22 protein-coding genes and 1 pseudogene are annotated in these 21,868 nt (G+C 73.5%); 6 read left to right on the forward strand and 17 right to left on the reverse strand.

All coding sequences use genetic code 11. The features are described from left to right. Window positions 1-64 precede the first annotated feature (64 nt). The gene (locus tag ACZ4TG_RS05880; protein WP_468160088.1) at window positions 65-2,164 is read left to right on the forward strand and encodes a PhoX family protein; all 2,100 of its coding nucleotides are present in this window, start codon (window positions 65-67) and stop codon (window positions 2,162-2,164) included. A gap of 81 nt (window positions 2,165-2,245) precedes the next feature. Here ACZ4TG_RS05880 and ACZ4TG_RS05885 read toward each other — a convergent pair whose 3' ends face one another. From ACZ4TG_RS05885 to ACZ4TG_RS05900, 4 genes are all read right to left on the reverse strand, one after another. Continuing rightward, window positions 2,246-3,505, reverse strand: coding sequence for a sensor histidine kinase (locus ACZ4TG_RS05885; RefSeq protein WP_468160089.1), 1,260 nt, complete (start codon window positions 3,503-3,505; stop codon window positions 2,246-2,248). A gap of 12 nt (window positions 3,506-3,517) precedes the next feature. Then, a complete protein-coding gene (locus ACZ4TG_RS05890; protein ID WP_468160090.1) occupies window positions 3,518-4,234 on the reverse strand; it encodes a hypothetical protein in 717 nt (238 codons plus the stop codon). Window positions 4,235-4,458: 224 nt separating this feature from the next. Next, on the reverse strand, window positions 4,459-6,468 hold the full coding sequence (locus ACZ4TG_RS05895; protein ID WP_468160091.1) for an FUSC family protein: 2,010 nt from the start codon (window positions 6,466-6,468) through the stop codon (window positions 4,459-4,461). Between the two features lie 92 nt (window positions 6,469-6,560). Continuing rightward, entirely contained in the window at window positions 6,561-7,388 is an 828-nt protein-coding gene (locus tag ACZ4TG_RS05900) for a hypothetical protein (RefSeq protein ID WP_468160092.1), read from the reverse strand. Between the two features lie 158 nt (window positions 7,389-7,546). Between ACZ4TG_RS05900 and ACZ4TG_RS05905 the strand changes: the two genes are divergently transcribed. After that, complete coding sequence (locus ACZ4TG_RS05905; protein ID WP_468160093.1) at window positions 7,547-7,957, forward strand: hypothetical protein; 411 nt, start codon at window positions 7,547-7,549, stop codon at window positions 7,955-7,957. 153 nt (window positions 7,958-8,110) lie between these two features. On the opposite strand, the gene ACZ4TG_RS05910 is transcribed toward ACZ4TG_RS05905, so the two are convergent. From ACZ4TG_RS05910 to ACZ4TG_RS05940, 7 genes are all read right to left on the reverse strand, one after another. After that, window positions 8,111-8,269 carry a hypothetical protein gene (locus tag ACZ4TG_RS05910; RefSeq protein WP_468160094.1) on the reverse strand — a complete coding sequence of 53 codons (159 nt, stop codon included), beginning with the start codon at window positions 8,267-8,269 and terminating at the stop codon, window positions 8,111-8,113. 66 nt (window positions 8,270-8,335) lie between these two features. After that, window positions 8,336-8,698 carry a hypothetical protein gene (locus ACZ4TG_RS05915; RefSeq protein WP_468160095.1) on the reverse strand — a complete coding sequence of 121 codons (363 nt, stop codon included), beginning with the start codon at window positions 8,696-8,698 and terminating at the stop codon, window positions 8,336-8,338. 123 nt (window positions 8,699-8,821) lie between these two features. Further along, complete coding sequence (locus ACZ4TG_RS05920; protein WP_468160096.1) at window positions 8,822-9,469, reverse strand: class F sortase; 648 nt, start codon at window positions 9,467-9,469, stop codon at window positions 8,822-8,824. A gap of 208 nt (window positions 9,470-9,677) precedes the next feature. Continuing rightward, the gene (locus tag ACZ4TG_RS05925; protein WP_468160097.1) at window positions 9,678-10,769 is read right to left on the reverse strand and encodes a PucR family transcriptional regulator; all 1,092 of its coding nucleotides are present in this window, start codon (window positions 10,767-10,769) and stop codon (window positions 9,678-9,680) included. Between the two features lie 86 nt (window positions 10,770-10,855). Further along, window positions 10,856-11,101: a hypothetical protein gene (locus ACZ4TG_RS05930; protein ID WP_468160098.1), complete on the reverse strand. Its 246-nt coding sequence runs from the start codon at window positions 11,099-11,101 to the stop codon at window positions 10,856-10,858. Window positions 11,102-11,122: 21 nt separating this feature from the next. Beyond that, on the reverse strand, window positions 11,123-11,872 hold the full coding sequence (locus ACZ4TG_RS05935; RefSeq protein ID WP_468160099.1) for a CbtA family protein: 750 nt from the start codon (window positions 11,870-11,872) through the stop codon (window positions 11,123-11,125). 31 nt (window positions 11,873-11,903) lie between these two features. Next, window positions 11,904-12,119, reverse strand: a complete 216-nt coding sequence (locus ACZ4TG_RS05940) for a CbtB domain-containing protein (RefSeq protein ID WP_468160100.1) — start codon at window positions 12,117-12,119, stop codon at window positions 11,904-11,906. 242 nt (window positions 12,120-12,361) lie between these two features. Between ACZ4TG_RS05940 and ACZ4TG_RS05945 the strand changes: the two genes are divergently transcribed. Further along, window positions 12,362-12,874 (forward strand): histidine phosphatase family protein, encoded by a 513-nt coding sequence (locus tag ACZ4TG_RS05945; protein ID WP_468160101.1) that lies wholly within the window; start codon window positions 12,362-12,364, stop codon window positions 12,872-12,874. Between the two features lie 18 nt (window positions 12,875-12,892). On the opposite strand, the gene pucL is transcribed toward ACZ4TG_RS05945, so the two are convergent. The 3 genes from pucL to ACZ4TG_RS05960 all read right to left on the reverse strand — a co-directional run bounded on the left by pucL (window position 12,893) and on the right by ACZ4TG_RS05960 (window position 16,560). Next, a complete protein-coding gene (gene pucL / locus ACZ4TG_RS05950) occupies window positions 12,893-13,810 on the reverse strand; it encodes a factor-independent urate hydroxylase (protein ID WP_468160102.1) in 918 nt (305 codons plus the stop codon). A gap of 283 nt (window positions 13,811-14,093) precedes the next feature. After that, complete coding sequence (locus tag ACZ4TG_RS05955; RefSeq protein ID WP_468160103.1) at window positions 14,094-15,452, reverse strand: aminotransferase class III-fold pyridoxal phosphate-dependent enzyme; 1,359 nt, start codon at window positions 15,450-15,452, stop codon at window positions 14,094-14,096. 367 nt (window positions 15,453-15,819) lie between these two features. Further along, the gene (locus ACZ4TG_RS05960; RefSeq protein WP_468160104.1) at window positions 15,820-16,560 is read right to left on the reverse strand and encodes an SDR family NAD(P)-dependent oxidoreductase; all 741 of its coding nucleotides are present in this window, start codon (window positions 16,558-16,560) and stop codon (window positions 15,820-15,822) included. 77 nt (window positions 16,561-16,637) lie between these two features. Here ACZ4TG_RS05960 and ACZ4TG_RS05965 point away from each other — a divergent pair. Continuing rightward, window positions 16,638-17,141 (forward strand): annotated as a pseudogene (locus ACZ4TG_RS05965) (ATP-binding protein); the annotation flags it as partial. On the opposite strand, the gene ACZ4TG_RS05970 reads toward ACZ4TG_RS05965, so the two are convergent. The 3 genes from ACZ4TG_RS05970 to ACZ4TG_RS05980 form a co-directional block, all read right to left on the reverse strand. Then, window positions 17,050-18,054, reverse strand: coding sequence for an RNA polymerase sigma factor SigF (locus ACZ4TG_RS05970; protein ID WP_468160105.1), 1,005 nt, complete (start codon window positions 18,052-18,054; stop codon window positions 17,050-17,052). The pseudogene ACZ4TG_RS05965 and the gene ACZ4TG_RS05970 overlap by 92 nt on opposite strands. Window positions 18,055-18,250: 196 nt before the next feature. After that, window positions 18,251-19,051, reverse strand: a complete 801-nt coding sequence (locus tag ACZ4TG_RS05975) for a PaaX family transcriptional regulator C-terminal domain-containing protein (RefSeq protein ID WP_468160106.1) — start codon at window positions 19,049-19,051, stop codon at window positions 18,251-18,253. Continuing rightward, window positions 19,048-19,641 carry a GNAT family N-acetyltransferase gene (locus tag ACZ4TG_RS05980; protein WP_468160107.1) on the reverse strand — a complete coding sequence of 198 codons (594 nt, stop codon included), beginning with the start codon at window positions 19,639-19,641 and terminating at the stop codon, window positions 19,048-19,050. The genes ACZ4TG_RS05975 and ACZ4TG_RS05980 overlap by 4 nt, the downstream gene beginning before the upstream one ends. Window positions 19,642-19,737: 96 nt before the next feature. Here ACZ4TG_RS05980 and ACZ4TG_RS05985 point away from each other — a divergent pair, with 96 nt between their 5' ends. Next, entirely contained in the window at window positions 19,738-20,880 is a 1,143-nt protein-coding gene (locus tag ACZ4TG_RS05985) for an alpha/beta hydrolase family protein (RefSeq protein ID WP_468160108.1), read from the forward strand. Between the two features lie 107 nt (window positions 20,881-20,987). After that, entirely contained in the window at window positions 20,988-21,818 is an 831-nt protein-coding gene (locus ACZ4TG_RS05990; RefSeq protein ID WP_468160109.1) for a PP2C family protein-serine/threonine phosphatase, read from the forward strand. Window positions 21,819-21,868: the final 50 nt, after the last annotated feature.

Genomic DNA, 21,868 nt, shown 5'->3' on the forward strand with positions numbered 1-21,868 from the left:
CTAGCGTCACGGCTGGATTCGTTCCGACACGTTGTCGGCGCAATGCACCCTCGGAGGACACCTCGTGCGCAAGCTCCTGCCGCTCATCGGCAACCCGCATGGGAGCGGCCGTTCCGCTCTCACCTGCCGCTACCGCTGTGGAGACGCCTGCTTCCACGAGGTGCCCAACACCAGCGACAACGAGTACGTCGGCGACGTCATAGCCCGCGCCTACTCCCGGCGCTCGATGCTCCGCTCCGCCGCCGTCGTCACGGTCGCCACCGCGGCCGGTACCGCCGTCACCCTCGGCGGCAACAGCTCCTCCGCCCACGCCACCCCGGCCACCGAGGGCCAGGGCTCCGGATCCGGTTCCGCCGGGGAGGCCGCCCGCGGTCTGCGCTTCAAGGCCGTCGCCCCGAACACCGACGACAAGGTCACCGTCCCCGAGGGCCACGACCAGAACGTGGTCATCCGCTGGGGCGAGCCGATCCTCAAGGGTGCCCCGGGCTTCAACGCCGACAAGCAGACCGCCGCCGCGCAGGCCGGTCAGTTCGGCTACAACAACGACTTCCTGAGCCTCCTCCCGCTCGGCGGCGACTACGAGCGCCAGCAGCTGCTCGTGGCCAACCACGAGTACACGGACGAGATCCTCATGTTCAAGGGCTACGACCCCGCGAACCCGACCCGCGAGCAGGTCGAGGTCGCCTGGGCCGCGCACGGCCTGTCCGTGGTCGTCGTCCAGGAGGACCACCGCAGCGGCAAGCTGACGGCCGTCACCCGCCACCAGCTCAACCGCCGCCTGACCGCGACCAGCGTGTTCAAGGCGACCGGCCCGGCCGCGGGCAGCGCCCTGCTGAAGACCTCCGTGGACGCCACCGGCACCAAGGTGCTCGGCACCCTCAACAACTGCGCCGGCGGCACCACCCCGTGGGGCACCACCCTCCACGGCGAGGAGAACTTCAACCAGTACTTCGCCAACGCCGGCCAGGTCACCGACCCGGCCGCGGCCGCCCGCCTGAAGCGCTACGGCATGACCACCGGAGCCTCCGAGCGCAAGTGGGAGCGGTTCGACAAGCGCTTCGACGTGGTGCAGGAGCCCAACGAGTCGCACCGCTTCGGCTGGGTCGTGGAGCTCGACCCGTACGACCCGAACTCCACCCCGCGCAAGCGCACCGCGCTCGGCCGCTTCAAGCACGAGGCCGCGCAGCCCCGGCTGACCGAGGACGGCCGTCCGGTCGTCTACATGGGCGACGACGAGCGCTTCGACTACTTCTACAAGTTCGTCTCCTCGAAGCAGATGAAGAAGGGGAACTCGCGCGCGGCGAAGGAGCACAACCTCACGCTGCTGGACGAGGGCACCCTCTACGTCGCCAAGCTGACCGGTGACTCGCCGGCGGCCGGGTTCGACGGCACCGGCAAGCTCCCGGACGACGGCGAGTTCGACGGCTCCGGCGTCTGGATCAAGCTCGCCACCGCCACTGCCTCCGGCGCCGTCTCGCACGTCCCGGGCATGACCGCCGAGGAGGTGTACGTCTTCACGCGCGAGGCCGGTGACAAGGTCGGCGCCACCAAGATGGACCGCCCCGAGGACGTCGAGCCCTCCCCGCGCACCGGCCGCGTCTACATCGCGCTGACCAACAACACCGACCGCGGCAAGCCCGGCAAGGCGGGTGCGGACGAGGCCAACCCGCGCAACCTGAACAAGCACGGGCAGATCCTGGAGCTCGCCGAGAACTTCGACGACCCGGCGGGCGACGGCTTCGCCTGGCGGCTCTTCCTCGTCGCCGGCGACCCGAAGGACCCGGCGACCTACTTCGCGGGCTTCCCGAAGGACAAGGTCAGCCCGATCTCCTGCCCGGACAACGTGGCGTTCGACCCGCACGGCAACCTGTGGATCTCCACGGACGGCAATCAGCTCGGTTCCCACGACGGCCTGTTCGGTGTCGCGACGGCCGGTGACCGCCGCGGCGAGCTGAAGCAGTTCCTCACCGTGCCGCGCGGCGCCGAGACCTGCGGTCCGCTGATCCAGGACAAGCGCGTCCTGGTCTCCGTCCAGCACCCGGGCGAGATCGACGGCGCCTCCGTCGAGAAGCCGCAGTCGGTGTGGCCCGACGGCCCCGGCAAGATCGTCCGCCCGGCGGTCGTGTCCGTCTGGCGCAAGGACGGCAAGAACATCGGCGTCTGACCCCGGCCGAGCCGTGGCGGTGGGGGATGCGCGAGCGTGCCCCACCGTCCGTGTTTCACGTGAAACATCGCCTCGCGCGGCTCAACTCCCGGCCACCAGACGCCCGACGGGCAGCCGTAGCGTGGTCACCGCTCCCCCGTCGGGTGCGTTGGAGAAGCTCAGTTCGATCTCCAGGACGGCTGCCTGGCCCGCCGCGATCGTCAGGCCCAGCCCGTGGCCCCGGCCGCGTCCCGGGTCTCCGGTGCGGAAGCGCTGCGGGCCCTGCTCGATCAGCTCGGGCGGATAGCCGGCTCCGTGGTCGCGGATCTCGACGACCGGGCCCTCCACCGTCACCTCGATCGGTGGCCGACCGTGTTTGTCGGCGTTGACCAGCAGGTTCGCCAGGATCCGGTCGAGCCGCCGCCGGTCGGTGAGCACCACGGTGTCCCGCACCACCCGGACCGAGACGGCCAGCCGGGTTCTCGCTACGGCCCGTTGCACCGCCCGGCCGAGCTCCACCTGTGCCAGGTCGGCCCGCTCCACTCCCGAATCGAGCCGGGAGATCTCCAGCAGGTCCTCGGTGAGCAGGTGCAGTGCCTTGAGCCTGTCGTTGATCATCTCCTTCGGGCGGCCCTCCGGCAGCAGTGCGGCCGCGGCCAGTGAGCCCGTCAGCGGGGTGCGCAGCTCGTGCGCGACATCGGCGGTGAACCTCTTCTCGGCCTCCAGCCGCTCCTGGAGCGACCCGGCCATCGAGTCCAGGGCCTGCGCGACGTCCCGTACCTCGTCCCGGTAGCGGAGCCCGCGCAGGCCGTCCCGGTCGGCCGGGAAACCCACCCGCGCGTCGAGGTCCCCGGCGCTGATCCGGCGGGCCACGGCGGCGGTCTTCGCCAGCCGTCTACTGATCCGGTCGGCCAGGAAGAGGCCCGCGAGGGCCACCACCCCGGCCGCGAGCGCGGCGGAGGCGAGGATGGCGGTGTCCAGGTCCCGCAGCCGCTTGCGGGTGTTCTCGTACGGGAGCCAGATGGCGAGGGCCTTCTTGTCGGCGGGTCCGGCGGCCCACATGGCGGGCGCGCCGTCGTGCTCGCCGACCATGCTGCCGGTCTCCCCGTGTGCGACGAGCCGGGCGAGCGGCCGGGGGAGATCGGGCGGGTCCAGTGCGACGTTCACATCGCCGTGCGTGGTTCCGTACTGGTAGTGGCTCATGGCGTGTTCCAGGTCCCGGTTCGCGTCCTTGCGCACCTCGCCGACGACCTGCCGGGCCACCACGTTGTGCACCAGGATCCCCAGGGCCGCCGCGACCGCGCAGCACACCGCGGTGGTGGTCAGGGCGATCTTCCAGCGCAGACTGCTCGTGACCCGCATCCGCCCGGCCCCTCAGGTCCGGCTCGGGGAGCAGGGCGAGGCGCCGCCGCGGGTGCTGGTGCACTCGTCGAGGGTGAGCTGGGCCAGGTTCAGGATTCCGGCTGCCGGGTCCCATACGTAGTCGGAGATGGAGATGTACTTCGGGTTCGAGGTCGGTTCGCGCACCGCGAGGTGTTCGGCGGCGACCTCGACGCCCTCCAGTACCCCGCGCCGGGACAGGATCCGGGCGATCGACCCGTCGTCCCGGACGGTGTAGACGCGCAGTTCGCTGAGTCGGCCGTCGAGGTCGAGGGCGGTGATCAGCTCCTCCCGTCCGTTGCCCGTCACGTCGTGCAGGACGGCCGGCCGCACGGGGCAGTCGGGGCCGCCGTCCACAGCCTGTGTGCAGAGCGCGAGCCGCTGTACCGCCCGGGGGTCGACGAGCCGTCCGGTGCCTCCGTCCTGCCGGGTGGCGGAGGTGATGTCGGCCCGTACGACCTCCAGCGCGTTCACGCCCCGCATGTTCCGGTCCGCCACCTTGGGCAGGCCCGGAACCACCGCGGCCGTCCCGGGCTTCTCGCCGGGGCCGGGCGGCGCGGGGTGGATGTCCTTCCACAGGGTCTGCGGGGCGTGCACCGTGCCCAGGTCGCCGTCGCTCTGCAGGCCGTCCACATCGGCGCAGCCTGCCGCCGCCGCGAGCAGGGCGGCGAGGACCGGCAAGGCCAGGGCGCGGGGCGCGGGGTGCCGCATGTACCGATGCTCTCCCGCCCCGGCCGGGACAGCCCGGGCACGGACCCGTTCGGGGGAAGGCGCGGGTCCCGGGGGCTGCCCGGGGGCTCGGACCGTTCGGGGGGCCGGTGCGCCCCCCCGTGGGCGACTCCGGATGCCGGATCAGCCGCCGCCCGCCGCCCGCCGCCCGCCGGCCCGCCGGTCAGCCCCGCCAGTCAGCCGGTCAGCCGCCGGTCACCCGTCGGTCAGCCGCCGGGGGAGGCGATCGCCCTGGCCGCGGCGATTTCCTGGTGCACCGGAGCGAGTACGGAGTCCTCCGTGCCGGCCGGGGCGGGGCGGACCGGGACCGGCTCCGGGGTCCGGCTCCTGCGCACGCCTTGCGCCAGCCCGAGCAGCTCCTCGATGACGGCCGCGACCTCCTCCGGGCCGGGGGCGTCCGCCCCGTGGTTGACCCGGACCCGGGCGGCGGTCGTCGCGTCGACGATCCGCTCCACGGCCACCACCAGCGGCCACCACGCCGCGGCCCGCGCCCCGGTCGGCGGCGGTTCGGTCAGCGCCCGCTGGAACTCGCTGCGAACGCCCGACAGGTCACGGTAGATCCGCCGCCGCGCCTGGAGCCGCGCGGTCCGCGCCGCCCGCTGCCCGGCCTCCGTGTCCGGATGCCCGCCGCCGAACGCCCGGTCCACGTACCGGGCCGCGTCGTCCACGGTGTCCGCGAGCCGGTCCCCGATCCGGGTGTGCCAGCTCTCGGGCCACAGCAGGTACCCCGCGACCAGGGTGATGGCGCAGCCGATCAGGCTGTCCAGCAGCCGGGGCCGGATCAGGTCGAAGCCCTGGTGGTTGAGCAGGTCCGACAGCAGCAGGATCACCGGGGTGATGGCGGCGGTCTGGAAGGCGTACCCCTTGGCGGAGAACGCCGGGATCAGCGCCGCCAGCACCACCATCACGGGGACGTCCCACCAGCCGCGCGGCACCTCGGCGAGCACGGCCGCCGCGAGGACCAGCCCGCCCGCCGTACCCAGCGCGCGCAGCACGGCCCGGGAGAACACCGAGCCGAAGTCCGGCTTGAGGACGAAGGTGACGGTCAGCGCGACCCAGTACGAGCGCTCGATCGGCACCACCGAGACCAGCACCTGCGCCAGCCCGACGCACACCGCGAGCCGCAGCCCGTACCGCCAGGAGGCCCCCGAGAACATCATGTCGCGCACCGCCCGCCGGGCCCGGACCCGCAGCGCGGCGGGCCGGCCGAGCCGGTCGTCGACGTTGTGCATCTCCGGTTCGGCCAGGTGGACGATGGCCGCCGCGTGCCGCAGGGCCGCGTCCATGGCCCGCTCGGACTGCCCGTGCGGCGCGGGCAGTTCCAGTACGCGGGCCCCGGTGCGGCCCGTTTCCACGGACGCCGCCAGCTCCCGCACCGCCGCCGGGATCTCGGGCGGCAGCGGCCGGCCCCGCAGGTGCGCGGCGGGCGCCGCCTCGACCAGCGGGATCACCACGTTCAGCTGGGCCAGCATCCGCACCAGCGAGGGGCTGCGCCCGTGCACCCGGGCCCGCCGGCCCAGTACGAGGTCGTACGCCTGGTTCAGGGCCTGGGTGACCTGCTGGCGCCGCTCCTCGTACGCCGGACCGCCCGCGGCCTCCAGGGTGTCGGCCAGGGCCCGGTACGTGGCCGCGACCGCGGCCCGCTCGGGCTGCCGGCCGCGCAGCGGCCAGCCCAGCAGGCTCAGCGCCAGCACGAACAGCCCGCCGGCGCCGAGCAGCAGCGGAGCCGTCCACCAGGGCTGGGGCATGGGCAGGCCGGCGCCGACCACCGCGTTGAGGAGGAGCAGCAGGCCGGACACCGAGGCGACCGTGCCGATCGAGGAGATCATCCCGGAGACGAGGGCGACGACCGTGAGGACGGCGACGGCCAGCCAGCCGTGGCCGAAGACGAGGGCCCCGACGGCCACCCCGACCGCGCCGAACAGCTGAGGCACGGCGATGTTCAGGACCCGCATCCGGTACGCGTCGGCGGTGTCGCCGATCACCCCCGACAGGGCGCCCATGGAGACGAGGGCCCCGAACTCCGGCTCGTCGAGGGCGAAGCCGACGGCGAGCGGGGCGGCCAGCGCGACGCCGGCGCGCGCGACGGCGGCCCAGGGCACGGGGGCGCTGCTGGGCCGCAGCCCCTTCAGCAGCCAGGCGGGCGGCGCCAGGGGGACCGGCCGGGGCCGGGGCTGCCCGGACGATATGTGCTCGGTGCGTCGTTCGCTGGTCATTCCCGCTTCCGTGCCGCCGCTCGCGAATCGGTTCTTCTGGGGAGGTCTATGCGCTTCTGTGGAATTCTGCACCGGATGGGTGCCTTCCGAGCTTATGGGGTGCGGCGCAGTCGGCCGACGAGCCAGGCGGCTCCGGCGGCCGCGAGCCCGACGCCCAGCACCACCCAGGCAGTGGTCCGCAGGTATGCGGTCAGCGCGTCGTACACCGCGCCGGCGGCGGGCCGGTCGATGTCGGCGGGCAGGTCGTCGAGGGTGAGGCGGCGGCACACGTCCACCGCGATCCCCAGCAGTACGGCCCCGAGTGCCAGCCCGAGCCCGGTGGCCACCACCGCCCGCCGTCGCCGCACGGCGACGGCGATGGCCGCCGCGGCCAGCACCAGGGTCAGGAAGGGAAGCCATACGCCGGCGATCTGCAGCATGCGAAATCCCCTCCGGAGCGCGCCGAGATCGTCGTACTCCATGACCTTCACGGACAGGCGGGTCTCCGGGATGCGGTCGGCGAAGGGCACCCCGTTCTCGACGAGCTCCCCCTTGACCCGCTCGATCACGGGCGCCAGATCGATGGTGACGGCGTCCCCCTGGCCGGTGGTGAGCGCCTGGAAGAAGGCGGCGTGCGCGGCGCGGTTGGCGGTGTCCCAGGCGGTCCGGTACGCCGGGGTCCCGGCGAAGGACCGCAGGGCCTCGCCGAGCAGCGCGTCCACCCCGCCCTGGAAGGGGCCCGCGTCGATCTGCCCGGCGAGCGCGCGGGTGGCCTGTGTGACGACCACGCCCTGTACCGCGGGGTTCCCGGCGAGGGGCGCCATGGCGGCGGTGTAGCGGTCGGCGTTGCCCAGCTCCCGGTCGGCCCAGTACGCGACGGCGCTCGCGGGCACCAGCAGGGCCACGAGCGCGATCAGTACCGCCGACAGGAAGGTGCGCACGTCACCAGGGAATGCCGTGGGGGTGCGGCCCGCGAGCGGTATTGCTGCGAGTGGGTGGCCCGCCGGGCCGCCGGACGGGTGAGCGGTCGACGGGCTTGATCCACTTGCCGGTCGGGGGCGGCGGGTGTGCCCTGGTTGATGGAGAGAGGAGCCCCGTCATGGCACATGCGGCACCTACCGCCCGTCGGCGGCACCAGCACATGAGGACGGCGGACTCGCACCACGTCAGCAGGAGCGCGCTGGCCGGCCCGTTGCTGCTCGGTCTCGTCTACGGGGTCTGGGCGGCCTTCATCAAGCGCCAGATGGGCCCGGTCGACGCGGGCAACGTCTTCTACGGGATCCTGTGCGGCGTGATCGTCGCCGCCTGCATGTTCGCCCTCGCCCGGGTCGGCCCCCGGCTGGCGCAGGAACCGCGCGCGGCCGCGTACGGCGCCTTCGCGGGCGTGGCCCTGGGCTATCTGTACAGCCTCACCGACGAGAGCGTGCTCCGCTCCAGCGGCATCGGCCTCGCGGTAGGAGTCGTGGTCGGCGTGTCCGCGTTCTACCGCTACCACACGCGGGAGCCCTGAGAGGCCCGCCGGTGCTGCCGCTCTGATGCGTGCCTCCGCCCAGTGACCCGGCCGAAGCCGGCACTGGGCGGAGGCGGACCCGTCCCCGGTGAACCCGGCCCGGATCCATCGCCGGAGTCCCGGGTCCCGGAGGACCCGCCCCGGCCCCGGGGGTTATTCGTCCCCGGCGGCCTCGGCCTGGCGGGCGGCCGCCGTCTCCGCGCGTGCGGCGGGCTCCGGCTCGGGCTGGTCCGGCCGCCGGGCCGGCGGGGTGAAGCGGGAGGCCTCGGCGCGGAGCATGGCGTTCAGGGCGGTGTACGGGTCGATGGGCATGGCGGAACCTCACGGTGGCTCGGTGTTTCGAGGGTGTGTGGGGGTGCGTGCTGCTGACCGGCCCGCTCAGCAGCGCAGGACCACACTCCGTACCGTCCGCCGGGACAGGGCCGGTTCGGCCGTCCCGTTCGAGGTCGCGCGGGAAGCCCGCTTGGCGTGTTTCACGTGAAACACCGGCGGCGGAGGCAGCCGCCGTACGTCCGTCACCCCGCGCACGACCGCCCGTACGGCCGCCCGCGCCTCGGGATCCGAGGCGGGATCGGACTGGCCCTCGGAGGGCTCCGCGGGGGAGGCGGGGGCGCTCGCGGCGGGGCTGCTCTCGGCGGCCACCGCGGCCGCCGGACCGGCGCCGAACACGCACAGCAGCACGACGCAGGCCATGGTCAGGGCCCTGGCCAGCGCCGTCCGTGCGTACCGCGCACCGCTCATGCCCAGCTGTGTGCCCCGACACGCCGGGTCACTCCCCACCGGGCACCCAGAAGCCCCCGACCGGGGGACGGAAACACCCCCGTCGGCTGACAGACGGCCGTCCCCGGGAGGCTGTCCGGCCGCTCAGCGGCCCCGGTGGCGTCCGGTCAGCCGGGCCAGGGCGACGGTCTCGCCGCTGACCAGGCGCAGCTGGGAGCGCCGCCCGGGCCGCTCCACGGCCCGGCCGTCCGCCCGGCCGCCCACCCGGCCGTCCGCGCGCTCCGAGGATCCGGGAACGCGGGAAGGCGAGACCCGGTCCACGGTGAACACGGCCGTACGGTGGTCCGCGCGGGCGATCTCGATGGTGAGTCCCCGGCGCAGCCCGGCGAGGCGCAGCCCGTTCCCGGTGACGACGGCGGTGCCGGCCGCGCCCGGGGCCGGGCCGTCGGGGTCCCAGCCGACGCCGTCGCCGTCCTGCGCACCGGTGGCCAGCGGGACGTCCACCCCCAGGTCCGGGATCAGCAGCCGCACCGGCCGCGCGGCCCGCATCGGTGTGATCGCCGCGGGGCCGCGGGCGCCGCGGACCCCCTGCGTACCGGTGTGCGCACCGGCGTGCTCCAGCTCCCGCACGAGCCGTCGGTGACCGGACAGTCCCATCGCCCGCGAAGGCAGCGAGTCGGTGACACTGCCGGCGGCCGCGGCCGGAGCGCCCTCGGTGCTCCTCAACACGCCTACGCCGGTGCAGAGCAGAGTGACCGTCAGCGCTCCGACGATCCACTGGGCGCGGGGCATGGCACTTCCCTCCTGGTCCGGCGCGCGCGGCCGGATCCTGTGAGCAGTGGACCGCTCCCGGCCCGTTCGCACATCGGCAGGCTCCCGATACTGACGGTGTGTCACCGGTGTGTCCTACCGGCGCGGGTGCGTCGTCCCAGCTGGCGGCGGGTGCGCCGGTCGTGCTTCGGGAAATGCGGGGGTGTGCGGCCGAACGGGTGAGAACCGGTCAGAGCGGCCGGGCCGGCCAGTCCAGCAGCCGCGCCCCGATCACGGCCGTCTGCAGCGTGTAGCGCTGCACGGGATCCCCCGGATCGGTCCCCGTCAGCCGGTGGATCCGCTCCAGCCGGTACGTCAGCGCCCGCACGCTCAGGTTCAGCCGCCGGGCCGCCTCCGCCGACACGCACCCCGCGTCGAAGTACGCGGTCAGGGTGTCCAGCAGCGGCCGCGCCCCGCCCCGGCCGGCCCGCAGCGGCCCCAGCACCGTCAGCACCAGGTCCGCCATCGCCGCCCGGTCCCGCGCCAGCACGGGGAAGACCAGCAGGTCGCAGGCGCGCAGCAGCGGTCCCGTGAGCCCGAGCCGGTCCGCGATGTGCAGTGCGCCCAGCGCCTCCTCGTACGAGGTCGCCGCCCCGCCCGCGCCCGGATGCGCCCGCCCGACCGCGACCAGGCCCCGCTCGGCCCCGGCCGCGTGCGCCTGCTGCGCGAAGTGGACCAGTACGTCGTCCTGGTCGCCCGGGGCCACGCAGATCAGCCGGCCGTCCTTGGTGGCGAGCAGGAAGGCCCGGTTCCCGAACCGGCCCGCCATGGCCGGCTCCACCTGCCGGATCACCGAGCCCGTGTCCTCGTACGACTCGGGGCCGCGTGCCACCGCCACCGCGTGCTCGTGCGCCAGGTCCAGGCCGAAGCGGGCCGCGCGCTCGCTCAGCCGGGCCGGGTCGCTGCGCCCCAGCAGCAGGTCGTCGATGAACTCCCGGCGGGCCGCCTCTTCCTGCCGGACCGCGAGCCGCTGCGCCCGCTCGTACCCCTCCGCGAAGGCGTCCACGGCCTGTTCCACGGCCGCCATCACGTGGTCCGGGGTGACCCGTCCGCCGAGCGCCGTGCGCGTCGCGGCGAGATGGGCGCCGATCAGGGTGCGCAGCCCGTACCCGGCCTCGGCGGCTCTTTCCCCGAGCCCGCGCCGGGCGTCGAGCTCGTCGCGTCCGGGGCGCCGGCCGGTCTCCGCCACGCTCCCGAGTATCCGGACGTACCCGTCCAGGTACTCCTCGGGTATGTCCCGACCTGCCGCCACACCAGCCCCCGCACTCGTTCGAACCCTCATTCTCGCCGGTCGAAGATCATCACGGGATCCGGCGGCGGGCGCCCCCCTCCGCAGCGGCCGGAGCCGGGCCGGCGGGGGCGGGGGGGTCAGGCCACCACGAGGGCGGCGGCCGCCGCGCCCATGAGGGCCGCGGAGAGGTGGATGACGGGGTGGCCGTAATCGCCGTACCAGAGGTGCCGGGCCAGGCCGCCGAGCGCGGCCAGGGCCGTGATGACGCCGATCTGGGCCAGCAGGGTGACGGCGGTGAAGGGGGCCAGGAGCAGCAGGAAGGAGTTCAGCCAGAACGGGGCCGCGCCCGTCCAGCCCCGCCACTTCCAGATCGCCGTCGGCATGTACGACCGGCCCCCTCATCGTCAGCTCGTCGGCTGCACAGCCTCCTTGGCGGGGGCGCCCGGGACAAGGGCGCGTTCGGCTAGATATCCGAAGGCCAGGCCGAAAGTCGTCCACAGGGCGATCTGGATGCCCAGGGTCGCCAGGCGGAACTGCCAGACCAGCGCGGCCGGGAAGTCGGCCGGGACCTCGTTGATGGCGGGCAGGAGCGCGTACGCGATCCCGACCGTGACGACGAAGGCCAGTCCGGCGACGGCCGAGGCGTTCCAGTTGCCCAGGGCCGGCGCCAGCCGGCGGCCCAGGATCAGGGCGCCCGCCGCGAGCAGCAGGCTCAGGACGATCATCAGGATGAACAAGGTGGTCCGCCGGACGACCGTGTCGGGGTCGCCCACGGCCGGGGGGTTGGCGGGGTACTTCAGGAACGGCACCAGGTTCACGGTGACGAACAGCCCGCCGGAGACCAGCGCGGCCGTGGCCCGGGGCCCGAAGCGGCCGAGGCGGCCCAGGGCGTAGCAGAACACGAGCGCGGCGATGCCGCCGAGCGCGATGCCGTAGAGCAGCGTGCCGGTGCCGAGGCCGGCCGTGGCCTGGAGGGTCCGGCTGACCGGGCCCTCCTCGTGGTCGTGCGCCGGCGCGCCGGCCTCCTCGATGGCGATGGCGGCGTCGACCTTGGACTCGCCGAGGAGGTAGGCGACGAGGAAGGCGGCCACGCCGGCCAGCAGGCCGGCGAGCATGCCTCTGATCAGCAGGACGCGTGGGGAGATGGTGTTCATGCTGCGGGTTCCCTTGCTGGTGCGGAGAGGATCAGTGGCAGGGGAAACCGAGCAGGTGGCGTCCGTCGTGCATCCACTCGTGGATGCCGTCGCCCTGGAAGACGGCGGTGGCGCCCTGCTCGGCGCCGACGAGGTAGAGCAGGACGAGCATCAGGACGCCGACGAACAGCGCCCAGGGGGCCAGTTCCTTCAGCGAGATGGGGGAGACGGCTACGGGAGCCGAAGCGGGCACGGCGGAGTGGGCCATGGCAGAACCTCCAGAGGGAACACGCGTCCCGGTCAGTGGTGCTCTCGACGAAGGTGGCGGGTCTGACTTCCCTTCCCATGGTGCGGGGGAAGGATTCACAGTGGCGCGACCGTGCCGGATTCCCACCGGTACTTCCGTCATGCCTTCGTCATGTCGTCCGAGACCGTACCGCGCCGCTGGCTTGAACACCACGGCGTGTGTGCGCCGTCTCACGCCCTGGGCGCACGCTTTACGCTCCCTTTATGACCCCCTCCCGACCTGCCCCGCAGCCTCCCGTCCGGCTGCGTCTGACCACGCCCCCGCTCGATGCCGCTGCCCGCCAGGGCCGTTTCGGGCCCGGGGAGGCGTGCCCCGGCCACCCGGGCCTGGCCGGTCCCGCGACGGGGGACTGGGCGGGTCGGACCCTCGACGAGGTCGCCGCCGCGGACCCGGAGGGGATCCGCAGCTGGCTCACCGATCCGGCGTACGCCCCTCCGGGTGGCGGGGAGTCCCTGACGGCGCTGATCGCCCGCACCGGCGCGCACCTGGCCGGCCTCGCCCCCGGCGAGCACCACGCCGTGGTCGCGCAGGCCGTCGTACGGGCGGCGGTGGTGTGGGCCCTGGAGCTGCCGGCCGCGGCCTTCTGGCGGCTCGACGTCCGCCCGGACACCATGACCTGCCTCAGCGGGCGCGCGGGCCGCTGGAACCTCCTGGTCGGAACGCCCCTGGAAAAGGCGGACGGCCCGGACCCCGCGACGCGGTCCGGGCCGAACTGATCAGCCGGGTGCTCGGTGTTACGCGACGATCCAGTCGGACGTCGCGATCACCGGCTGCACGCCGTCACGGTGGACGGTGCCCTCGATGAGGCCGTACATGCGGTCCGCCGCGAAGTAGACCTCGTTGTCGTTCTTGAGGCCGAAGGGCTCCAGGTCGACGAGGAAGTGGTGCTTGTTGGGGAGGTTCAGCCGCACCTCGTTGACCCGGGGGCAGTGGTCCAGCACCCGCTCGGCCATCTGGTTCAGGGTCTGCTGCAGCGAGTACGAGTAGGTCTCCGCGAAGGCTTCCAGCATGTGCTTGCGGACCTTCTTGTACGACTGGTCCCAGTCGTACGCGGGGTCGTCGGCGGCCAGCGCCGAGTGCGCCCAGCGCGAGGTGACCTTGGTCGCCAGGATGCGGTCGTACGCCTCCTGGAGCGTCGTGTACTTGTCCTTGATGTAGCCGTGGAACTCGGAGTTCGTCGAGTTCATCACCGTCAGGTCCTTCAGACCCGAGATGACCTGGAGCCCGGTCGTCTCGCTGTAGGTGATCTGCGCGGTGCGCACCTCCTGGCCCTTGCGGACGAAGGAGTGCTGCTCCTTGCGCGTCGGGACGGGGATCCGGTCCCAGACGTACTCCTCGATGCGGATCTGCGCCTCGCGGATCGGCGCCTGGGAGGAGACGAAGTGCTTGGCGAGGAGGATGCCGAAGGCCTCGGGGGAGGCGATGCCGTGCTCCTTGCCGAAGGCGTACACCGTGTTCTTGGTGGTGTCGGTCGGCAGGCAGTTGGCGTTGTCGCCCGTCAGGTGGACGTCGCGGAACTCGCCGCGCAGCGCTACGGAGACGTTGAGGTCGCGGATCTCGTGCCAAGAGCCGTCGCCGCCCTTGCGGGTGACCTTGACGATGCGGTTCTCGGCCTTGCCGTACTGGTTCTGGGCCAGGACGTGCTTGCTCATGCTGTCTTCCTTCGGGTCTCGGGAACACGGAGTCCGGTCGTCTGGATCCCGTACGCCCGGCGTCCAGCGCCCGCCCGAATCCCAGGACGTGCCGCTCCCCGCCGTTCGGCCCCGCGGGGCCGCCCCGGGACTGACGTGCATCCCGGTCCGTAGGTGCTTGGGCCGCATGTGTCGCTTGCTGCGGTTCCTGCACGGATTGCAGCATGTGTACGGCGGGTTAACCACCGTGCGGATCATCCGAACACCAGCACCCACGGATTGGGTGACCACACAAACTCGCAGGTCAGGGCATGTGCGCATCGGCGACGGTGAGCGCCTCGTCGAGGATCGCGAGGCCCTTGGCCACGTCCTCGGGTGAGATGTTGCAGGCCGGGGCGATGTGGATGCGGTTCCCGGCGATCAGCGGCCACAGCCCGCCCTTCTTGCAGGCCGCCCCGAACTCGGCCATGGGCGCGTTCTCGGCACCGGAGGCGTTGTACGGAACCAGTGGCTCGCCCGTCGCCGCGTCCCGTACGAGTTCCAGCGCCCAGAAGGTGCCCAGACCCCGGACCTCCCCGACCGAGGGGTGCCGCTCGGCGAGGGCGCGCAGGCCCGGGCCCAGCAGTTCGGCGCCGGTGCGGGCGGACTGCTCGACGGTGCCCTCCTGCGCCATCGTGTTGATCGTCGCGACGGCGGCGGCGCAGGCGAGCACGTGCCCGGAGTACGTCAGACCGCCCGGGTAGGGCCGACGGGCGAAGGTCTCCGCGATGGCGGCCGAGATGGCCACACCGCCGAGCGGGACGTATCCGCTGGTCACGCCCTTGGCGAAGCAGAGGAGGTCGGGGGTGACGTCCCAGTGCTCGGCGGCGAACCACTTACCGGTGCGGCCGAAGCCGACCATGATCTCGTCCAGGATGAAGACGATGCCATAGCGGTCGCAGAGCTCGCGCACGCCGGCCAGGTAGCCGGCCGGGGGCACGAGCACGCCCGGGGCGCCGCCGACGGTCTCCAGGATGATCGCGGCGATGGATTGCGGGCCCTCGAAGACGATGGTGTCCTCGAGGTGGCGCAGGGCGCGGGCGCTCTCCTCGGCCTCGGTGGTCGCGTGGAACGGGGAGCGGTAGAGGAACGGCCCCCAGAAGTGCACGACGCCGGCGGTCGCGGAGTCGTTGCCGAAGCGGCGGGCGTCACCGGTGAGGTTGATCGCGGTGGAGGTGGCCCCGTGGTAGGAGCGGTACGCCGAGAGCACCTTGGGCCGGCCGGTGTGCAGCCGGGCCATCCGTACGGCGTTCTCCACGGCCTCGGCGCCCGCGTTGGTGAAGAAGATCTTGTCGAGGTCCCCGGGGGTCCGCTCGGCGATCAGCCGGGCCGCCTCGGACCGGACGTCGACGGCGAAGCCGGGGGCGACGGTGCAGAGCTTGGCGGCCTGCTCGGCGATGGCGGCGGCGACCTTCGGGTGCTGGTAGCCGATGTTGGTGTAGACGAGCGCGCTGGAGAAGTCGAGGTAGCGATTGCCCTGGTAGTCCCAGAAGTACGAACCCTCGGCACCCGCGACGGCGAGCGGGTCGATGAGCTCTTGCGCCGACCAGGAGTGGAAGACGTGCTTCCGGTCAGCGTCTTTCACGGCGGCGAGGGCGGTGAGGGCGTCGGCTTCTGCGTTCATGAGCCGAGGGTAGTTGTCCAGGATGTGGACCCGGGGGTGCCTCCGGTGCGGCGCGTCCGGGGCGACTTGACGGATCGGTGGACCCCGTCTCGACGGGGGCTCGAGTGCGGGTCTAGCGTCGCCCGGCGGGTTGCCCGGGCGGGTTGCCCGGGCGGGTCTGCCCGGCGGGCCGAGTTCGGGGGGTTTCCTCACGGGGGTGGGAAACACGCCGCGCGGCCGGGGCATTGTGCGCTCTCGGACGCGGTCCCCGATTCCGCGTTTCCGCCCGGGAATTTCATGACGGGACCCCCTTCGCGGTGCGGAGGGGTCCCGAAATGGGATGCCGGAATCGGTACCGGAATGCCGGAATCAGGGCGTCAGGGCCCGGTCAGACGATGTGGCGTCCGCCGTCCACGGTGAGTACGTCCCCGGTTGTATAAGCGGCGTTCACGAGATACAGCGCGGCCTGCGCGACGTCCTCGGGAGTTCCCGCCCGGCGCAGCGGCGTGTACTGCGAGATCCAGTCGCGCGAGCTCTCCCAGACCTGCTCCGCGTCCTCGTACCAGGGCGTGTCGATCAGGCCCGGCGCGATCGCGTTCACCCGCACGGAGGGGCCCAGCTGGGAGGCGAGCAGCCGGGTCATGTGGTTGACCGCGGCCTTGCTCACGGCGTAGGGCACGGAGCTCCCCAGGGCCCGGGAGGCCGAGACCGAGGAGATGTTGACGATGGCGCCCGCCCCGGATTCCCGCAGGTGGGGGGTGGCGGCGGTGACCATCTGCCAGGTTCCGACGACGTTGACGTCGAAGATCTCCCGCCAGGCCCGCGGGTCCGCGGCCTCCAGGTCGTCCAACGGGATGAAGCGGGTCACGCCGGCGTTGTTGACCAGGATGTCGAGGCGGCCGAACGCGTCGATCGCGCCCTGCACGATGCGCCGCGCGTCGTCCGGGTCGGAGACGTCGCCCTGTACGTAGACGGCGTCCTGGAGCTCGTCCGCGAGGGCCTTTCCGGCGGCCTCGCTGCGGGCGGAGTTCACCACGACCCGAATTCCCTCGGAGGCGAGTCTGCGGGCAATGGCGGCGCCGATTCCGGAGGACGATCCCGTGATCAGGGCGACGCGGTGCTCGGGCATTGCATTCCTCCTGGACGTCTTTCCGAAGCCGGTGAGCGGGAGCATAGTCTATCGCATCGCGGAATCAAGTTTCCGCGATGCGGAAGAATCTGAGGTGGGTGTGGGGGTGGGTATGGGGCCGGGTATTCCGCTCACACCGACGTGCGGGTGTGGCCGGGAGAAGTAATGCGAAGGCCTCCCGGGATTGGCACACTCGGGCCGGGGTAGGTGCGCCGCGCAGGGGCGGTGCGGAGACGGGAGGCCCTGTGGCCGAGCAGACTCGGAGGCTGGTGCTGGGCGGCGCCACGACCGGGGTCGTCACGCGGTGCCGCGACTTCACCCGGCAGGCGCTGGCCGACTGGCAGTGGCCGCGCGAGCAGGACGGCGACCAGGAGGCCCTGGACGACGTGCTCCTGCTGGTCTCCGAGGTGGTCACCAACGCCTGCCTGCACGCGGGCGGCCCCCGCGAACTCGTCCTGCGGCACACCCCCGAACGGCTGCGCGTCGAGGTCAGCGACTACAGCTCGGAACATCCGCGCCCCCGCGCGACGGGCGACCGCGGCCGGCCGGGAGGGCACGGCCTCGTCGTACTGGAACGCCTCGCGCGGAGCTGGGGTTCGCAGCCGTCGGACGACTCGGGAGCCGGCAAGACGGTGTGGCTGGAGGTACCGGGCCGGGGTCGGGGGCCTGCGGGCCCGGGGCCCGGGCAGGCTCCGCTTCGGTGAGGATCCCGTCGCGCAGCCGGGTCAGGGTCCGGTTCAGCAGCCGGGACACGTGCATCTGGGACAGCCCCAGCCGCTCCCCGATCTCGGACTGGGTCAGCTCCTGCCCGAAGCGCAGCTCCAGCAGGGTCCGCTCGCGCTCGGGCAGCCCGGCCAGCATCGGCTTGAGGCACTCCAGGTACTCGATCAGCTCGTACGCGGGCTCCTCCGCGCCGAGCGAGGGCCGCGCGGTGTACGCGTCCCGCTCGCCCTCCTCCTGCGGCTGGGGCGGGGCGTCGAGCGAACGCGCCGAGTAGGCGCACGCGGCCTTCCGCCCCTCCGCCAGCTCCTCCGGCGTGACGTGCAGGTGCGCGGAGAGCTCGGCGTCGGTGGGCTCGCGGCCGAGGCCCTGCTCCAGGGCGTCGTGGGCCTTGGCGGTGTCGATGCGCAGCTCCTGGAGCCGGCGGGGGACCTTGACGGCCCAGCTCGTGTCGCGGAAGAAGCGCTTGATCTCTCCGGTGATGGTGGGCATCGCGAACGAGGTGAACTCGACCCCGCGGTCCGGGTCGAACCGGTTGATGGCCTTGATCAGTCCGATCGTGCCGACCTGGACGATGTCCTCCATCGGCTCGCTCCGGTTGCGGAACCGGCGGGCGGCGTAGCGGACGAGGCTGAGGTTGAGCTCCACGAGGGTGTTGCGGACGTAGGAGTACTCCGCGCTGCCCTCCTCCAGGGTGGCCAGCCTGTGGAACAGCGCCACGGACAGCGTCCTGGCCTCGTGGGTCGCGACGTCTGTCAGGTCTGTACGGTCCATCACTCTGCGCTCCTCCGACGGGTGGACCCGGGGTGGGGCCGTCGTCGCGCGGTCTAGGGGGATATACCCGCCCGAACCGGTGCGTACCCGGACTGAACCCGCCCGGACTGAACCGGCCCGGACCGGCCCGACCGGGCTCGCCGGACCGGCTCCGGCCGCCCCTCGGGCCGGCCGGAGGCCCGGGAGGCCCGGAGCCTCAGGTCAGGGCCTGCGCGTACAGCCGGAACAGCCGCGGGCCCCCGGCGGGGGCGGCGGTGCTCAGGCGCGCCCAGGCCGACGCGGCGGCCGCGCGGGCCGTGGCGCCGGGCCAGGGGCGGGGCAGAAGCTCCGGCGGCAGCAGCGGGTCCGGCAGCATCGCCTCCGAGAAGGCCGCCGCGAGGGACACCGCGTGGGCGAGCCCCGAATCCCCCCTCCCGGCCAGCTCGCGCAGCGCCTCGTAGCGGGCGGCGATCGCGTCCAGCGGCCACAGCCGGCCGGCCAGCGCCACCGGGTCGGAGGTTCCGCCGACCTCCAGGTCCCGGCTGCCGAGGCAGGTCAGGCCCGCCTCGACCCCCAGCTCGGCCGCCCGCGCCCGTACGTACGGGCCGATCGCGTTCGGGGTCACATACAGCCCGCCCTGCACCGGCGCCGCGCCCAGCCCCGTCAAGGCGTCCCGCAGGGCGTCCCGCGCCGCCCGCGCGGACTCCGGCACGGCGAACGCGAACAGGTGCCAGACCCCGTCCCACGGCTCCAGCCCGCGGTCCTGGCGGTACGCGTGCCGGACGTACTCCACCTCCGGGACCAGCGGCAGCCCGCCCCCGGGCCCCACCAGCCGCAGCACCGCGCGCCGCCCCCGTCCGGAGGCCTCGAACCGGCCCTCCGCCACCAGCCGCTTCACGCACAACCGGACCTGCTGGTCGGTCATCCCGAGCTCGCCCGCGACCTCGTACAGCTCGCCCCCGTCGACCGTGCCGTCCTCACGGACCAGCGCGTGCACCACCAGCCGCGTGGGGATCATCGGGCCGCCACCGCCTTGTGCATCGTGGTGACGGCCCCGAAACCCAGCACGTCCCGCAGCCACGGGGTCCGCTGCACCCTGACCGCCCTGAACCCGCGCCGCTCGTACAGCGCCCGCGCCCGCGGGTTCTCCGCGACCACGTCGAGCCGGATCCGTCGGCAGCCCTGCTCCGCCGCGACCGCCTCGATGCCGTCCAGCAGGAGCCCGCCGACGCCCTGGCCCCGCTCGGCCGGGTCCACGGCGATGCCGTCCATGACGAGCTCGCCGCGGGCCGGGGTGCGTTCCAGCAGCGCCAGCAGGAAGACCCGGTACAGGCCCTTGACCTGCCCGTACGTCGCCCTGACGGCTGCCGCGTCGCCGCCGACCAGGCCGCGCCCGGCCAGCTGGTACCCGGCCACGCCCAGCACCCGGCCGTCCTCGGACACGGCGGTCAGGGCCCGGTCGGGGTGCAGGTGGGCGGCGATGAACCGCCGTCCGGTCGCGGCGGGGCCGAGCGCGGCGCCCAGCTTCCCGCCGAAGGCCTCCCAGTACAGCTCGGCCACCCGTTCCCCGGCGCCCTCGGGCAGCCCGCGCAGCAGCGTAGTCGTCATGGATGCAAGCGTAATACGTTCATGGCGACTACGATCGTTTTCTATTCGAGCGATTCGAAGGATTCGGCGCTCCAAGTGGATCAACGGGGGTCCGGCATGTCCCGCACAGCAGGCACGCGCACGTCCCGCACGCGCACACCAGGCAGGTCCCGCATCCTGCGGGCCGTCCGCAACCTCCTCCTCGCCACCCTCGCCACCGCCCTGCTGCTGACCGGTGTCGTCCTCTGGCAGAACAGCTACGACCTGCGCGAAGAGCGCGTCACCGTCTCCGCGGGCGGCCACGAGCTGCCCGGGGTGCTCGCCACCCCCGCGCGCGGACCCGGGCCCTTCCCGCTCGTCGTGTTCGTGCACGGCGACGGCCCGGTCGACGCCACCCACGACGGCTTCTACCGCCCCTACTGGGAGGCCTTCGCCCGGGCCGGCTACGCCTCGCTGTCCCTCGACAAGCCCGCCGACTGGCTGGCCCAGACCATGGACGACCGGGCCCGCGAGACCACCGACGCCCTCGCCTGGGCCGGGCGCCGCCCGGAGATAGACCCCGACCGGATCGGCTTGTGGGGGGCCAGCCAGGCGGGCTGGGTCCTGCCGAAGGTGGTGGCGGCCTCCGGAGCCGTCGAGCCGCCCGCATCCCAGCCGCCCGCCACGCAGCCCGCAGCCCAGCCGCCCGCAGCCCAGCCGCCCGGGCCGCGCGTCCGCTTCGTGATCGCCGTCGGCACGGCCGTGAGCTGGGAGCGCCAGGGGGAGTACAACCTCCGCGCCGAGCTCCGCGCCGCCGCCGCGGGCCCCGAGCGCACGGCGGCCGCCCTGCGCAGCCGGGACTCCACTCGGGCACTGCTGCGGCGCGGGGCGACGTACGAGGAGTACCGCGCGAGCCCGGACGCCGATCCGGAACTGGGCCCCGAGCGCTGGACGTTCATCACCCGCAACCACACGGCCGACGCCACCGCCGACCTGAGGGCGATGCCGCACGTCCCGGTGCTGCTGATCGCCGGGGCCGACGACCTGAACGTGGACGGCGCCGAGACCGAGGCCGTCTACCGGGACCTGCTCGCCCCGGGCACCCTCACGGTGCGCCGCTACCCGGGAGCCACCCACTCCCTGGTCCGCACCCCGGTCGAGCGCTCCTCCTGGCGGCTGCCCCTGACGGCGCTGTTCGCCCCGCGCGCGCTCTTCCCGCCCGGGCTCCTCGACGACCAGCGCGCATTCCTCGCGGCGCAGGCGCCCGGGCAGCCGCGCTAAGGGCTGGCCGGTGCGGCTGCGGCTGCGGTCGCCGCAGAGCGCGGATCGGGGTGCGGAAATACGATGGGGCTACCGGTCGGTCGTCCATCGGAGAGGTGCAGAGGTCCATGCCCCCGCGTCGCCCCCCTCGGCAGGCGAGCGCCGACGACCTCCTGGCCACGCTCGGACGGCTCACGGCCCAGGCCCGTGAAGGAGCCGAGCTCCAGCAGGCCCGGGTCCAGCTGGCCGAGGCCCTGCAACGCGAGATGCTGCCCTCCTCGATGCCCGACACCCCCGGGCTGCGGACCGCCGCCCGGTACTCGCCCGCCCGCCGCGGCCTGGACATCGGCGGCGACTGGTACGACGGCTTCCTGCTCACCGACGGCGCGCTCGCCTTCTCCATCGGGGACGTCCAGGGCCACGACGTGGAGGCGGCGGCCTTCATGGGGCAGATCCGGATAGCCCTGCGCGCGGTCGCCGCGGCCGCGGACGATCCGGGCGAGGTGCTGAGCCGGGCGAACGACCTCCTCCTGTCGGTGGACCGGGACCTCTTCGCCACCTGTAGCTTCGTCCGCTTCGACCCCGAGACCTGGGAGCTCGACGGTGCGCGCGCCGGCCATGTCCCGGCGGTCTGGGCCACCGTCGACGGCAGCTTCGGCATAGCCGAGGACGACGGCGGGCTCCCGCTGGGCATGCTTCCCGGGTCCGGCTACCCGGTCACCCGGCGGCGGCTCACCCAGGCGGGCGCGTACGTACTGGTCACCGACGGGGTGGTCGAGGGGCCCTCGTTCCCGATCGAGACGGGGCTGGCGGAGGTGGTCCGGGTGGTCCGGGAGGGGGCGGGCGCGGATCCCGAGGAACTGGCCGCCGAGGTGATGAAGGTGGCCGACTCCACCGGCCACGCGGACGACGCCGCGGTCCTCGTTCTCCGTCACGACGCGCCGCCCGAGGCGCCCTAGCAGCGGTCCGGCGCGTGTCAGGTGCCGCCGAGGGGCGCGGCGCGTTGTCT

Source organism: Streptomyces sp. NPDC028314 (genome assembly GCF_055565795.1).